Annotated in this window: 1 protein-coding gene; it reads right to left on the bottom strand. The window is 74.3% G+C overall.

Annotated features, from left to right (window positions below):
• On the bottom strand, positions 1 to 622 hold a 622-nt coding region (locus tag CCN42_RS41040; protein ID WP_158102216.1), incomplete at both ends, for a protein kinase domain-containing protein.

Genomic DNA, 622 nt, shown 5'->3' with positions numbered 1-622 from the left:
GACCCAGCCCGCCCTTCCCGTCCATGACCGTCCAGGCGAGAGCCGCCAGGAGCAGGGCGCCACCCGTCACACCGGCGGACGTGACCAGGGAGATGCGCCGCCTGCGTGCCTTCCGGTCCTCCCGCGTCGGCCGTCCGGCCGGCGGTTGCGGAGCGCCGATCAAGGGCTGCCCGATCACCGCAGTCGGCTCCGGCACCGGAGCCGGCACCGTCACCTCCGGCCCGGTGATGTCCTGCCACACGACCGGAGCCCCGCCCGCGTCGGAGTCCGCTTCCAGCCGCTGCCGGCACCACTCCACGACCTCCGCCGGAGTGGGCCGCTCGACCGGGTCGGCGGTCAGGCACCGGCCCAGCAGCGGACGCAGCGGCTCCGGCAGCAGGGACAGGTCGGGTTCGGAGTGCACGATCCGGTACAGCACGCTGATGGCCGAACCGTCGCCGTACAGCGGCCTGCCGAGCGCCGCGAACGCCGCCGTCTGGCCGAGTGCGAAGACATCGGTCGCCGCCGTGACCTCCAGGCCGGACGCCTGCTCCGGGGCCATGAAGGAGGGGGTGCCCATCGTGCCGCCGGTGGCCGTGTACGCGGTTCCGTCGGCGGCCACCGCGATGCCGAAGTCGATCAC

The organism is Streptomyces glaucescens (assembly GCF_002154375.1).
Classification (GTDB): Bacteria; Actinomycetota; Actinomycetes; order Streptomycetales; family Streptomycetaceae; genus Streptomyces; species Streptomyces glaucescens.
This window is presented reverse-complemented; position numbering and strand designations above follow the sequence as displayed.